Below are 14409 nucleotides of genomic sequence, written 5' to 3' on the forward strand. Positions count from 1 at the left end.
ACAGGGTCCTCGCCCGGTTTCGCCGGTGACCCCGGACCAACAGCCGCAGCAAAGTCCGCCTCCACAAGGCGTTCAATTAGCTCCGCAGCCAGCTCCTCCGCATAGCCAGCCGCCCGTGTTCGCTCCCTGGCAGCCGCTCAAACCTGTGGCCCCGCCTTTGACCACCGAACAGAAGGTCATTCGCGCGGCGGCCGTGCTCGGTTCGATCATCACATTCATCGGCGCGTGCTTCGGTGTCGCCCTCGCTATCCAGTCCGGGCTCCTCGGCCCTATCGGGCGGACCGTGGGTGCGTTCCTCCTCGCGCTCGTGCTCCTCGGTATCGGCATCAGGATCGATCTCCGCCGAGGCGCACAGCCGGGTGTCACTGCTCTCTATGTGACGTCGTACCTAATCATCGTCGCCGACTTGCTTTATATGACCGGCTCGCAGCAGTGGCTATCATTCACTGGCTTATGTTTCGCGAGCGTGACAGTGTGGACAGCATTCCTTGCGCTAGCCATGTGGCGGAGGAACCTGTGGCTCGTGCTGAACATGTGCATTGCATATTTCTTCTATGGAGTCCCGATTTTCGACGGGGACGTCATCAATGTCCTCGCCTTCGTCCCGCCGTTGTTAGCTCTGGCCTTAACGTGGTTCTTTCCTTCGGATAGGACTCCAAAACTAGCGCTGTCCACTCGATTTGCCACGGGCATTTTGATGTTCCGCGACCTCGTGGTGCTTTCGTTTCTTTCCTCGTTGGACTATGACGTGACATTCGCGAGCCTTGTCGTTTACGTCGGGGTCTTTCTTTTCATTATTGGCGAGCGCTATTTCCCGATCCGACTTACAGGGCAAACTGAACGCATTTCGATGGCCGTCCTCGCTCCTGTCATCCTGATTGTCACTTCCTACTTCGTGATCGGACAGGTATCCCTGTGGATACCCGTAGCGGTCACGTTCGCCGCGACGGTTACCGTCGCAGTGCTCTGGTTCGACGTCAAAGACCAAGAGCAAATGCGCCTTGGCAATATTTTCCTTGCTTCGTGGCTGGGGTTTTTCGCGTTCACGTTCTTGCCGGTCGTCCTTCGCGCTTCGGGCCCCTACTCACGCCACGGCAGTACGCAAGCGACCGGGGTTGTCCTCTTCCTTCTCGCATTCGCCGCGGTACTGGTACTACTGCGCCTTCGCCCTCTTCTGCTCCGCGTTCCGCTTCTCTCAGCTTGGTTAACCAGCCTTTTGTTCATCACCGCATATCTGCTCCCGGGCACTTTGAGTCCAAAATTTGCGCGCGCGACAACAGTTGAAAACCTAATTGTCGGGTTGGCCCTGCTCGCTTTCCTTGTTTTCGCAGCCATCCACATCTGGAAGTGGCGCGAGATCGAAACTATCGAAAGAAGAGTCTTTGCCGGCGCGGCTCTTTGGTTCTCCACCATTGCTGTCGTAACGGCGTCCACAGCCCTCGGCGAACTCATCTCCCCGAGCTGTCTCCGCAGCATTTTCCAGGGCACCTCGGATGAACCCGATAACGTATGTCCCTCCCCGCAGGGGTATGAAGTCGGTTTCTTTGTGGGCCACATGATCATTTCGATCTCCTTGATGGCCCTTGCATCCTGGTTGCTGATCAAAAGTCCGAAGCCAGGCTCTGACTCGAAGGCCGCGCGCGTTACCGGCCTCGTCTTCGCGGGCGTTGCGACAGGAAAACTCGTCCTATTCGATATGGCCTCGCTCAACGGTGTCCCGCGCGTCATCGCATTCGTGGTTTGCGGTCTTCTGCTCATCGCGGTGGCTGTGCTCGGGGCGCAGCGTAACAGTAACGGCGGACACGCTCCCGGCCCGAGCGGTAGCTTCCCCCCGTTCATGGACGGTGCTCCGATTCCACCGGTTGGCCCCGCCGGAGAGCCACAACCTGTTGGTGCCCCGGCTCCCGTCGACTCTCACGGCCAGCACGCCCCGATCCAGGTGAGCACCGAGCCCGGGCCTGAAGTGCAAAACGAGCAGCAGCCCGCACCGGAACCAGTGCAGCAACAGCCGGATCAAACTCCCGAACAGAAGCCTCCGCAGCAGCCCGCACCGGAACCGGAGCAGCAAGAGCCGCAGGAATCCGCGACAAAGAACAACCCCGCAGACAAGCAGGACGGTCAGCCGAGCTAGCTGGGCGGGGCTACTTCCCCGGAAGGACGTCGGCGAGGAAGTGACCGGTGAAAGAACCGTCGACCTTCGCGACGTCCTCCGGGGTGCCCTGGGCAACAACGGTTCCGCCGCCGGAGCCACCCTCGGGACCCATGTCGATGATCCAGTCAGCGCACTTGATCACATCGAGGTTGTGCTCGATGACCAGCACTGAGTTGCCCTTGTCGACCAGGCCATTGAGGACGTGCATCAGTTTGCGGATGTCCTCGAAGTGCAGGCCGGTCGTCGGCTCATCAAGAATGTAGATGGTGCGACCGTTGGAGCGCTTCTGCAGTTCGGCGGCCAGCTTCACGCGCTGGGCTTCGCCACCGGACAGAGTCGTGGCGGACTGGCCGAGGCGGACGTAGCCCAGGCCGACGTCGCAAAGCGTTTGCAGATAGCGGTGAATCGAGGTGATGGGCTCGAAGAATTCGGTGGCCTCGCTGATGGGCATGTCGAGGACCTCGGAGATGTTCTTGCCCTTGTAGTGCACCTCGAGCGTCTCACGGTTGTAGCGCGCGCCGCCGCACACCTCGCACGGAACGTAGACGTCCGGGAGGAAGTTCATCTCAATCTTGATGGTCCCGTCGCCGCGGCACGCCTCACAGCGACCGCCCTTCACATTGAACGAGAAGCGCCCAGCTTTGTACCCGCGGACTTTCGCCTCCTGCGTCTCAGCGAACAGGGTGCGGATCTTGTCGAAAACGCCCGTGTACGTCGCTGGATTCGACCGCGGGGTACGGCCGATCGGCGACTGGTCGACCTGCACGAGCTTGTCTAGGTGCTCGAGCCCGTCGACCTTCTTCACGCGTCCCGGAACCTGGCGGGCACCGTTGAGGCGGTTCTGGAGAGTCTTCGCCAGAATCTGATTCACCAGCGTCGACTTGCCGGATCCAGACACGCCCGTCACGGCAGTCAGCACGCCGAGCGGCACATTCACGGAGACATTATCGAGGTTGTTCTCGCGCGCACCGACGATCTTCAGCATTCGTTGCTTATCGACGCCGCGCCTTTCCCCCGGCACCTCAATCTCCTTGCGGCCCGACAGGTAATCGCCGGTGAGCGAGTTCTTCGCTTTCTCGATGCCTTTCGGCTCGCCCTGGTAAACGATTTCGCCGCCGTATTCACCGGCGAGGGGGCCAACGTCGACAAGCCAGTCGGAGGCGCGGATGGTGTCCTCGTCGTGCTCGACCACGACGAGGGTGTTGCCGATGTCCCGCAGCTTCTGCAGCGTGGCAATCAGCCGCTGGTTATCGCGCTGGTGCAGGCCGATCGACGGCTCATCCAGCACGTAGAGAACACCCGCAAGGCCAGATCCGATCTGTGTGGCCAAGCGGATGCGCTGCGCTTCGCCGCCAGACAGGGTTCCCGCGGAACGCGACAGAGTCAGGTAGTTCAGGCCGACATCAAGCAGGAAGTGCAGGCGCGCCTGAATCTCACGCAGGACGGCACCGGCAATCATCTCCTCGCGGTAGCCCAGGACCAGGTTGTCCAGGTACTCCGAAGCGTCCTCGATGGACAGCTCCGTCAACCCTGCGATGGACTTCTCGCCGTGGGTAGTGGAATCCAAGCGCACCGCGAGAATCTCCGGCTTCAGACGCGTGCCCTTGCACGTCGGGCACGCCACTTCACGGGTGTACGCGAGGTAGCGCTCCTTGGCGTGCTCGGATTCAGACTGCTCGATCTTGCGCTGCAAATACCCCTTCACGCCTTCAAAGGCGGAGGTGAAAGAACGTTGCCGGCCGTAGCGGTTCTTGTAGCGGACGGAGACTTTGGTTGACGTGCCGTCGATAAGCGCCTTGCGGTGCTTCGAGGGCAAAGACGACAACGGCTCGTGCGGATCGAAGCCCTCCGCCTTCGCCAACGCGACGACGAGCTTTTCGAAATACCCCTTATTCGGCGAGGAATTCCACGGCTGAAACGCATCGACCGCGGGCGCATCCGGGTCGGGAATCACGAGGTCCTCGTCGATCTCGGAACGCGTACCTAGGCCGTCGCATGCCGGGCACGCGCCGAACGGCGAGTTGAAGGAGAACGCGCGCGGCTCGTACTCCTCGACCGACAGCTTGTGGCCATTCGGGCAGGCAGTCTTCTCGGAGAAGACCTCGACGCGCGCCGGGTCGTCCTGCTCGTGCTCGACCCAGTCGAAGGCGACGAGCCCGTCGGCGAGCTTCAGCGCCGTCTCGACAGAATCCGTGAGGCGCTGCTTCTGGCTCTCTTTAACGGTCAAACGGTCGACCACCACGTCGATATTGTGCTTGACCTGCTTTTCCAGCTTCGGCGGATCAGACAGCTGATGCGTCTCGCCGTCGACGGTGACGCGCGCGTAGCCCTGCGCCGACAGGTCCGCGAACAAGTCCACGAACTCGCCCTTGCGTTTGCGCACGATCGGTGCGAGCACCTGGAATTTCGTGCGCTCCGGCTGCTCCATGACGCGGTCGACGATCTGCTGTGGCGTCTGGCGCTCAATCACCGCGTCGCACACTGGGCAGTGCGGCGTGCCAGCGCGCGAATACAGCAGACGCAGATAGTCGTAGATCTCCGTGATTGTGCCCACCGTGGAGCGCGGGTTGCGGTTCGTCGACTTCTGGTCAATGGACACGGCTGGACTAAGCCCGTCGATGTACTCGACATCCGGCTTGTCCATCTGCCCTAAGAACATGCGCGCGTACGAGCTCAGCGACTCGACGTAGCGCCGCTGCCCTTCCGCGAAGATCGTGTCGAAGGCCAGCGACGACTTGCCGGAACCCGACAGCCCCGTGAACACCACCATCTTGTCGCGTGGCAGCTCCACGTCGACACCTTTGAGGTTGTGCTCGCGCGCACCGCGCACCGTCAATTTCTCAGCCACGTTCAGTCCTTCCCACGGCGTCTCTTCGAACAAACCTACCAACACCATTCCAACTACTCTTGGGTGCCATGAATTCCCTCAAGCTGCACCACGTTTCCGTGTCCAGCATGGACAACAATTGCTACCTCATCAGTTCAGGTGACCAGGGCTTGCTTATCGACGCCGCCGCCGAGCCCTCCACCCTTCTTTCCATGGCCGAATCCGCCGGGGTGCAGATCACCGACGTGCTGACGACGCACCGTCACTGGGACCACGTCGGCGCCCTGGAAGAGGTGCTCGCCAAGACTGGCGCGACGCACTGGGCCTCCCACCTCGACGCCCCTGCCCTACCTGTTCCACCGGATGAGGAGCTCAACGAAGGCGACGAGCTTTCGTTTGCCGGCCACAAACTTCCCGTCCACATCCTCCGCGGGCACACCCCCGGCGGCGCCGCAGTCGTCGCGGAGATCGACGGTGAAATCAATCTGTTTGTCGGCGACTCCCTCTTCCCCGGTGGCGTCGGCAAGACCCACAGCGAAGGTGATTTCGTGCGCCTGTTCAACGACGTCAAGGAACGGCTTTTCGACGTCTATCCCGATTCCGCCATCGTCAGGCCCGGCCACGGCGATCCCACCACTCTCGGCACCGAACGCCCCAACCTGGATGCCTGGTGGTCACGCCGCTGGTGAAAATTCCAGCACCACTGACCCTCCACAATGTCTACAGTGGAGGGGGAACATCCGCTGAATGAAGTAAGGAAAAAGTGAGTATGATCCGCAAACTTGCTCGTCCGATGCTCGCCTCTGTGTACATCGCAGACGGCGTGAAGACGGTGACGAATGCGTCCGAGTACGCAGGCGATGCCGAGCGTGTCGTCGACACCATTAAGTCCGTGCTGCCCAGCCAGTACGCGCAGTACATCCCGTCTGACCCGGAGACCGTAGCCAAGATCAACGGTGGCCTGAAGATTGGCGCCGGCAGCACCTTCGCCCTGGGCAAGGCTCCGCGCCTGTCTGCTGGTCTGCTCGCCGCCTCCACCGTGGGCACCCTGCTGGGCCGCAATGCTTTCTGGGAGGCCAAGAACGAGGACGACAAGCAGCGTCGTCGCAACGGCGCGATGACCAACGTCGCTCTCCTCGGCGGTGTCCTGCTCGCTAGCGCGGACACCGAGGGCAAGCCGGGCCTGGCATGGCGCGCGCAGGATGCTGCGAAGCGCGGCAAGAAGAATATCCAGCAGGCACTGCCGACCCAGTCCGAGACCGACAAGGCCAAGAAGAAGGCTTCCGAGTGGTTCCAGGACACCGCTGAGACCGTCTCCGAGCGTGCTCAGGAAGTCGCCGACCAGGTCACCGACTACGTCGACGACAACAAGGACGACTGGAAGAAGACCGCCACCAAGTTCGCCGACAAGGCAGCTGACCGCGCATCTTCCCTCGCAGACGAAGCCACCAACTGGGCCGAGGACACCTACAAGGACGCCAAGCCGTCCAAGATCGAGAAGTTCAAGACCAAGCGCAAGGTCAAGGGCCTCGTGGGCGACCTGCAGGACAATGTCGAGGGCGGCCTCGACGACCTGCTCCCCTCCAAGATCGAGAAGTTCAAGGCGAAGCGCAAGGTCAACAGCGTTGTCAGCGATCTGCAGGACAAACTCGACGATCTGGGCCCCTCCGAGTGGGAGAAGTTCAAGGGCAAGCGCAAGGTGAACAAGGCTGCCGACAAGGCACAGGACAAGGCTCAAAACGCCATCGACGTCCTGCAGGAGGCCTTCGAGAAGCTCGACGCTTCCCCGTCCTGGTGGCAGAAGCGCAAGTGGAAGAAGAAGGCTAAGAAGGCCGAGAAGAAGGCCAACAAGTTCGTGAAGAAGGCAGAGAAGAAGCTCAGCTAAGCCTGGCGTTCACTGACCTTCAGCGTTCGGGCCCCGCGGCAGGGAATACTCCCTGTCCCGGGGCCGTTCGTTATTTGGGAACGCACAACCCGCGGTGAAAGGAGATTCAGGTTGCCGCAGATGGGATCAGCGCCGGACACACGTGCCGAAGAGCAACGCCACGTGGACACGCTCTTCGCGCATTTGGACCTTGAAGTCGCCACGGCCAGCGCTCGGTTGGAGGAAGTCCAGGGCGCCGTCGACCCTGATAACCCGGACGCGGACGCTCTCGTGCGCCGCGAGACCGAGTACCACGCGCTCAACGCGAAGCTCGACGATCTCAATGTCGCGGAAACCGGCCTCGTCTTCGGACGCATCGACATTGCCGACGACGACCCTGAAAACCCCGTCCCCAGCCGAGGCGACCTGGACCGTCGCTATATCGGACGCATGGGCATCGATGACCGCGCGGACAACTACCGCACTCTCCTGCTCGACTGGCGCGCACCCATGGCTCGCCCTTATTACTTGGCGACGACGGCGCATCCGGAAGGCGTCGAAAAGCGCCGCAATATCCGCATGCGCGGCCGCACGGTCGAAGCTGTCGACGATGAAATCCTCTCCGGCGACCACGCCGACACAGCAACCCGCACCACCGACGTCGGCAGCGAAGCAGCTCTGTTGCGCGCGATGAATTCGCCCCGCACCGGCCACATGCAGTCGATCGTGGAGACCATCCAGCGCGAGCAAGACGAGATCATCCGCGACCCGACGCGCGGCGTCCTCGTCGTGGGCGGCGGCCCCGGCACCGGCAAGACAGCTGTGGCGCTGCACCGCGTGGCATATTTGCTGTACACGTGGCGCGAACAGTTGGCCCGCACGGGCGTGCTCGTCGTCGGCCCGAACCGGACATTCCTGGACTACATCTCCCGCGTCCTGCCGGAACTCGGCGAGACGGGCGTGGTGCTCAGCACCGTCGCCGACCTCGTCCCCGGCATCACGCCGACTGGCTCGGACTCGCTCGTCGCACGTGAAGTCAAGGGAACCGAAGACATGGCGATCATCCTCAAACGTGCCGTGCAGAACCTCCAGACGGTTCCCGAGAACAATATTGATCTGCGCATCGACGGCATTGACATCGCCGTCACGCCCGCCATGATCACCGCCGCACGCACTCGTGCACGCCGCTCGCGCAAGCCGCACAACGAGGCACGCGCGTATTTCGCCGATCACCTCACCCAGCTCATCGCGGAGGCGCTCGCAGAGAGAATCGGTGCGGATCCCCTGGGCGGGACCAACCTTCTTTCAGAGGCAGACGTCGACCAGTTGCACGACGATCTGGCGGAGGAAGGGCAGGTTGAGAGGATCGTCGACACGCATTTTCCTGAACTCGACGCTCCTGCCGTTCTCGCTGGTCTCCTGGGTTCGCGCGACGCGATCGCGGCCGCCGCGCACGACTACGACGACCTCACGCGCGACGCGTTGTTCCGCACCGACGGGTGGGCTTTCACGCCCGCGGACACAGCGCTTATCGACGAGCTCTTCACCCTCACCGGCCTTCCCACCCCCTCGGACGAAGCCGAAAAAGCCGACAAAAAGTGGCGGGAACTCGTCGCGGACGCCGAAGACGCGCTGGACATCCTTGCCTCTTCCGCCAACACCGATACCGACGACGAATTCGAAGCCGAAGTGCTCTCCGCCCACGACATTATCGACGCTGAGACCCTAGCCAGCCGCCAACGCGAAACCGACGTCCGCTCCACCGCTGAGCGCGCGCGAGCCGATCTGAGCTGGGCGTATGGCCACGTCATTGTCGACGAAGCCCAAGAACTCACGCCCATGGAATGGCGCATGGTGTTCCGGCGCTGCCCGTCTCGGTGGATGACTCTGGTGGGCGATCCCGCGCAAACCTCCTCGCCCGCTGGTGTGGAGACCTGGGCCGAAACCCTCTCCCCCTTCATTGGCGACCGGTTCCGCTTCCATGAGCTCACCGTCAACTACCGCACTCCCGCCGAGATCATGGAATACGCTCACGATATCCTCGCCGAAATCGACCCCGGCGCTGCTCCTGCCGTGACCGTCCGCTCCACCGGCGAACCCGTGCGCCTGCTCCCCGCAGGAACCGATCCAGGAGCTGTCCGCGCCGAACTCGAGTCGCGGGGCGGGCTGACCGCTGTTGTGACCGTCGATAACGTCGGCACCGTCAAGGGACTCGAATACGACCACGTCGTCGTGGTGGATCCCGACACCATCATCAACGCCTCGCCCCAGGGGTGGCAGGACCTCTACGTCGCAGTCACGCGCGCGACGCAGACCCTGACGCTCATCGGTTAGCGCGCATCCTTTTCCCAGTTCGGCTCGGCTACAGCCGGCGAAACGCGCGGGATAAGCGCGCGGCTGTACTCGCCGACGCGCGGGGCTAGCTAGGCGACGGTGTGAACGATCATCACGTCGCAATCCGACTGGCGGGCGACATCAGCAGGCACGGAACCGAGCAGACGGCCCGTCAGGGAGTTGATGCCGCGGTTGCCCACGACGAGCAGCTCGGCGTCGAAATCGGTGACGATGCTCATCAAAGCTTCAACGGGAGTGCCGGGGCGCACTGCGGTCTCGACGTTGTCCAGGCCAGTCTCCTTCGCGCGCTCGACTGCGGAGGACAGGTTCTCGCGCGCAGTGTCGTCGCCGAGGATGGTGTTGGAATCCTGGCGCAGAGCGGACGAGACCTCTTCTTCGGACTCGTAGTAGGCGCAACCGATGACGAGCTTGGCACCGAATGCTCCAGCGAGCTCGGCAGCGCGCTCAACGGCGAGCAGGGAGGACGCAGATCCGTCCGTACCGACAACGACGGTGTTGTAGTTCATAGCCATGGTGCACCTTCCGGATTGACACGTTGTCCTCGCCTTTCGTGGTCCGGCTGCGCCGTGTTCCCGAAGGCGGTACTCCAGGCCACTATATACCGGCTTCTTTCACACCGCGGAGCTCCTTGCGCAGATCGGCGATCTCGTCGCGCAGTCGCCCGGCCAGCTCGAATTTCAGCTCGCGGGCGGCGCTGGTCATCTGGGTGGTGAGGTCGTCGATAAGCTGTTGAATCTCGTCTTGTGCCATGGACGATGTGTCGCGACCTTCGAGCATGGATGTCTCGCTGGAGCTGGACGCTTCCTCGTCGTCGCTGCGCTCGTAGACCTCGTCAAGGATGTCCGCGATCTTCTTGCGCAGCGGCTGCGGGTCGATGCCGTGCTCTTCGTTGTAGGCGATCTGCTTAGCGCGGCGGCGTTCGGTCTCGTCGATGGCGGCCTGCATGGATTCGGTGATGTCGTCGCCGTACATGATGACCTCGCCGGAGACGTTGCGGGCGGCACGGCCGATCGTCTGAATGAGCGATTTCGTGGAGCGGAGGAAGCCTTCTTTGTCGGCGTCGAGAATGGCAACGAGGGAGACTTCGGGCAGGTCGAGACCCTCGCGAAGGAGGTTGATGCCCACGAGCACGTCGAATTCGCCGAGACGCAGCTGGCGCAACAGCTCCACGCGCTGCAGCGTGTCGATATCCGAGTGCAGGTACCGCACCTTGATTCCGTTGTCGAGGAAGTAGTCGGTGAGGTCCTCCGCCATGCGCTTGGTCAAGGTGGTGACCAAGACTCGCTCGTCCTTCTCGGTGCGCTCGCGGATCTCGTGGATGAGGTCGTCGATCTGGCCCTTTGTCGGGCGGACGGACACCTTCGGGTCGACCAAGCCGGTCGGGCGAATGACCTGCTCGACGAATTCTCCGCCGGCGGCTTCGAGCTCGTAGTCGCCCGGCGTTGCCGACATGTAGACGGTCTGGCCGACGCGATCCTCGAATTCGTCGAAGGTCAGCGGGCGGTTGTCCACCGCCGACGGGAGGCGGAACCCGAATTCGACGAGGTTGCGCTTGCGGGACATGTCGCCTTCGTACATGCCGCCGATCTGCGGGACGGTGACGTGGGACTCGTCAATGATGGTGAGGAAATCTTCCGGGAAATAGTCGATCAGCGTCGCCGGTGCAGACCCCGCCTCACGGCCGTCGATGTGGCGCGAGTAGTTCTCGATGCCGGAGCAGAACCCCACCTGCTGAATCATCTCGAGGTCGTATTCGGTGCGCATGCGCAACCGCTGCGCTTCAAGCAGCTTGCCGCGGTTCTCCAGATCCTCCAGGCGGTCGGCGAGCTCTTCCTTGATCGCCTCGATGGCCTTTTCCATGCGCTCCTCAGTCGCCACATAGTGCGTCGCCGGGAAGATCCGCAGCTCGTCGCGCTGCTCGAGCACGTCACCGGTGAGCGGGTGGATGTAGTACAGCGAGTCGACCTCGTCGCCGAAGAACTCCACGCGCACAGCGACTTCCTCGTAGGCCGGGATGATATCCACGGTGTCACCTTTCACACGGAAGGTGCCACGCTTGAAGTCGACGTCGTTGCGCTCGTATTGGACGTCGACAAGCAGGCGCAGGAAACGGTCGCGCTCGATCTCCTCGCCGACGCGCAACAGCAACGAACGGTCGAGGTACGACTGCGGCGTGCCCAGGCCGTAAATGCACGACACGGAGGAAACAACGACCACGTCGCGTCGGCTGAGCAACGCTGACGTCGCCGAGTGGCGGAGACGCTCGACATCGTCGTTGATCGACGAGTCCTTCTCGATATAGGTGTCCGTCTGCGCGATATACGCCTCAGGTTGGTAGTAGTCGTAGTACGAGACGAAATACTCGACGGCGTTATTCGGCAGCAGTTCGCGCAGCTCGGTAGCCAGCTGCGCCGCGAGCGTCTTATTCGGCGCCATCACCAGCGTCGGGCGTTGCTGCTGCTCGATCAGCCACGCCGCGGTCGCCGATTTACCAGTACCGGTCGCACCCATGAGCACGACATCGGGCTCCCCCGCGCGCAGACGCTTATCCAGCTCGGCGATCGCTTTCGGCTGGTCGCCCGACGGCTCAAATTCGGACTCGACCTTGAAGAGCTTCTCGGTGCGCTCCACCTCCCCCACCGGGCGGAATTCAGAGTGCGACAAAACGGGGTGCTCAGCAGCAAAAGCCATGCACGCCAGTCTAGGTCAGTTTCGCTTTTCGCTTATCGACGCCCCGCGCCAGTTGCGACGCCCTTCGTCCCCCAGTCAAAATGTTGCGACTTACTTTCAGCTGCACTTAAGGTTGTGTGTATGGTCCTCCGACATTCGCACACCGCAGCTCGCGCCGCCATCACGGCGGCGGGACTACGGCACGCGGATGTGGCTTCATATTTGGGGATCGACGCCAGCAAGCTCTCCAAGTCGCTCTCAGGGGTACGGCGCTTCAACGACGCCGAACTGGAGCGCTTGGCGGAGATCACCGGTGTCACCGTGGACAGCCTGAAGCCGCTGTCTCACTCCGATCACGACTCGGCTGCTCACTCGCGTGAGGCCGAGTGGGCTGCCCGTCGCCGCGCCATTGCCGCAGCCGCATGGCCGCTGTTCGCCGCGAACGGCTACCAGGCGGTCAAGGTCGCTGACATTGCGCGGGAGGCAGGAGTGTCCAGCTCCGCTGTGCACTACTACTTCCGCTCCAAGAATGATGTCTTCCTCGCCACTCTCGATCTCTGCTCGGAGCAGGCGGCAGAAAGGAGGGCAGGGGTGGCGTCGATAAGCGATCCTGCCCAGCGTCTCGTGCGCTTCGCGCAAATCCAGCTCGACGGTTCGGCGGAAGCCACCCGCGAGTGGACGACGTGGGCGCAATTTTGGGCATCGTCACCGATGTTCGACGACGCGAAAAAAGCGACCGCCCTGGCGTACAGCCGCTGGGACGAGCAACTGCGCGCCATCGTGCTCGAGGGCATGGCGTCCGGCCAATTCGCCGTCGACGAGCCCGACGAGATGTTGGGCGCAGTCACGGCGATGATCGACGGACTCGGTGTGCGCATGCTCACCGGTGCCTTGTCCGCCAGCGACGCCGCAGCCGCAGTGACGGACTATCTGAATACGTGGATGACAGCGCCTGCTGTCTCTGTGAAGGAGAACGCATAGACATGGTTGAACTTTCGCGCCGGCAGTTGCTCGGCGCCGCGGCGGTGGCAGGATCAGCGACCGCGTTCGCGGCGTGCTCGCCGACGCTGCCGACTGAAAACATCGACACGTCGGGCCCGCCGCGCAAAGGCGGCACGCTGCGCGTCGGACTCGTGGGCGGCTCTACCGCCGACACCGTAGACGCGCACATTCCCGCCAGTGCCAGCGACGCCGCACGTGTGGTCAATCTGTACGAGCCCCTCGTTCGCCGCGGCTACGAATACGAGCTGGAAAACCGCCTCGCCGAGAGCCTCGAGCCGAATGAAGACGCGACCGAGTGGACCATCCGGCTGCGTGAGGGCGTGAAATTCTCCGACGGCCGACCGGTGCGCCCTGAGGATGTGATTGCCACCTACGAACGCGTCGCCGACCCGGACGACCCGAAGAACGGCGCGGGCTCCATCGCGCACATCGAGGCGATGAACGTCGTCGACGACCGCACGCTGACGATCTCCCTATCGCGCCCCGATGCGACCTTGACGGAGGCGCTCGCCGAGTACCAGATGGGCATCGTCCCTGAAGACTACGATCCGGAGAACCCGATCGGTGCCGGCCCTTTCAAGCTGGTCAATTTCTCCGCTGGCCGCGAGACCATCATGGAGCGCAACGAGCACTACTACCTCGGCCCCGCCAACCTGGATCGCGTCGAGGTCGTCGACTTCTACCAGGAAGACGCGATGCTCAACGCGCTCCTGTCATCGCAGGTCGACGGCATCGGCGCGCTCAACCACGCGCTTGTCCGTGTCATCGAAGCGGACCCGCGCATGCACGTCGTCAGCTCCGAATCAGGCATGTGGCTCCCCTTCACCATGCGCGTCGACCATGAGCCTTTCGACGACGAACGCGTCCGCCAGGCCATGCGCCTCGCGTGCGCGCGTCCGGGCTTGGTCGACCAAGTCTTCTCCGGCGAAGGTCAGGTCGGCAACGACATGTTCGCGCTCTACGACCCCGCGTACCCGCACGAATTCCCCCAGCGCGAGCAAAACATCGAAGAAGCAAAGAAATTGCTTGCCGACGCCGGCTACCCCGACGGCATCGACGTCACCCTCGCCACCTCTGAGATCGCCTCCGGTGCTGTCCGCGCCGCGCAGGTATTCACGGAGCAGGTGCGCGACGCCGGCATCCGCGTGAAGATCGACCAAGTCGACTCCACCACCTTCTGGGCCGACGGCAACTACCTGTCCTACCCCTTCTCCCAGACCTTCTACTACACACGCAACTTCCTCGAGCAGGTCAACCGCTGCGCGACCGAGGAAGCGCCGTTCAACGAAACGCACTGGGTCGACGACGAGTTCACTGCCCGCGTCGAAGCCGCCCGCGGCATTGTCGACGACCGCGAGCGCGGCAAAGAGATCAAGGAGCTCCAGCGCGAGTTCTACGACCGCGGCGGCTACATCATCTGGGGCTTTCCCAACCAGGTGGATGCGTACCACAACTACGTGGTCGGAGCGCGACCCCACACAAGTGGCGTGGCGTTGTCCCAGGCGTTGTTCTACGACATGTGGATTGCGGAGGCATAGA

9 protein-coding genes are annotated in these 14409 nt (G+C 62.8%); 6 read left to right on the forward strand and 3 right to left on the reverse strand.

Going from position 1 to position 14409, the window contains the following annotated elements:
• Nucleotides 1–283 precede the first annotated feature (283 nt).
• Complete coding sequence (locus J5Y21_RS11820) at nt 284–2131, forward strand: DUF2339 domain-containing protein (RefSeq protein ID WP_210572073.1); 1848 nt, start codon at nt 284–286, stop codon at nt 2129–2131.
• Nucleotides 2132–2141: 10 nt separating this feature from the next.
• Here the strand turns inward: J5Y21_RS11820 and uvrA are convergent, their stop codons facing one another.
• Nucleotides 2142–5000: an excinuclease ABC subunit UvrA gene (gene uvrA, locus J5Y21_RS01525; RefSeq protein WP_210572081.1), complete on the reverse strand. Its 2859-nt coding sequence runs from the start codon at nt 4998–5000 to the stop codon at nt 2142–2144.
• Between the two features lie 68 nt (nt 5001–5068).
• On the opposite strand from uvrA, the gene J5Y21_RS01530 reads away from it, so the two are divergent.
• From J5Y21_RS01530 to J5Y21_RS01540, 3 genes are all read left to right on the forward strand, one after another.
• Nucleotides 5069–5668, forward strand: a complete 600-nt coding sequence (locus J5Y21_RS01530) for an MBL fold metallo-hydrolase (RefSeq protein ID WP_246874840.1) — start codon at nt 5069–5071, stop codon at nt 5666–5668.
• Between the two features lie 80 nt (nt 5669–5748).
• On the forward strand, nt 5749–6864 hold the full coding sequence (locus tag J5Y21_RS01535; RefSeq protein WP_210572084.1) for a DoxX family protein: 1116 nt from the start codon (nt 5749–5751) through the stop codon (nt 6862–6864).
• 120 nt (nt 6865–6984) lie between these two features.
• Nucleotides 6985–9177 (forward strand): ATP-binding domain-containing protein, encoded by a 2193-nt coding sequence (locus tag J5Y21_RS01540; RefSeq protein WP_210572086.1) that lies wholly within the window; start codon nt 6985–6987, stop codon nt 9175–9177.
• Between the two features lie 89 nt (nt 9178–9266).
• Here the strand turns inward: J5Y21_RS01540 and J5Y21_RS01545 are convergent, their stop codons facing one another.
• Together J5Y21_RS01545 and uvrB are read right to left on the reverse strand one after the other, a co-directional pair.
• A complete protein-coding gene (locus J5Y21_RS01545; RefSeq protein ID WP_210572088.1) occupies nt 9267–9710 on the reverse strand; it encodes a universal stress protein in 444 nt (147 codons plus the stop codon).
• Nucleotides 9711–9792: 82 nt separating this feature from the next.
• A complete protein-coding gene (uvrB, locus tag J5Y21_RS01550) occupies nt 9793–11889 on the reverse strand; it encodes an excinuclease ABC subunit UvrB (RefSeq protein ID WP_210572090.1) in 2097 nt (698 codons plus the stop codon).
• Nucleotides 11890–12009: 120 nt separating this feature from the next.
• On the opposite strand from uvrB, the gene J5Y21_RS01555 reads away from it, so the two are divergent.
• Nucleotides 12010–12849, forward strand: coding sequence for a TetR family transcriptional regulator (locus tag J5Y21_RS01555; protein ID WP_210572092.1), 840 nt, complete (start codon nt 12010–12012; stop codon nt 12847–12849).
• A gap of 2 nt (nt 12850–12851) precedes the next feature.
• Nucleotides 12852–14408, forward strand: a complete 1557-nt coding sequence (locus J5Y21_RS01560; RefSeq protein WP_210572094.1) for an ABC transporter substrate-binding protein — start codon at nt 12852–12854, stop codon at nt 14406–14408.
• The last annotated feature ends 1 nt before the right edge of the window (nt 14409 follow it).

The organism is Corynebacterium sp. Marseille-P3884 (assembly GCF_017942225.1).
GTDB lineage: Bacteria > Actinomycetota > Actinomycetes > Mycobacteriales > Mycobacteriaceae > Corynebacterium.